Genomic DNA, 240 nt, shown 5'->3' with positions numbered 1-240 from the left:
GGCCAATAGTGGCCATCAACAGGCTGGGTGGCGTGAACGAGGCGTTATTGCTCATCAGCGTTGCGCAGCCTTGGGAGCGGCGACGCTGTTGTCATGGATCAACTGGTTGATCATGGCATCGGCTTCGGCCAATTGGCGGTCATACACGTTGGTGGTGAACGAAGCTTTTTGCGGCGCCTGTTGCGCCAGCACCGGGCCGCTCTGGTCATGCAGGTCGACGTTGACCACGGTGCTCAAGCC

1 pseudogene is annotated in these 240 nt (G+C 60.0%); it reads right to left on the bottom strand.

What is annotated here, in order from left to right:
• Window positions 1-54: 54 nt before the first annotated feature.
• Window positions 55-240: pseudogene (locus AAEZ05_RS29990) on the bottom strand (EmrA/EmrK family multidrug efflux transporter periplasmic adaptor subunit); the annotation flags it as partial.

It is taken from the genome of Pseudomonas sp. HY13-MNA-CIBAN-0226, from assembly GCF_040310305.1.
Lineage (GTDB): Bacteria > Pseudomonadota > Gammaproteobacteria > Pseudomonadales > Pseudomonadaceae > Aquipseudomonas > Aquipseudomonas gregormendelii.
Note: the sequence above shows the minus strand (reverse complement) of the source record. Positions and strands in the feature narration are given on the sequence as shown.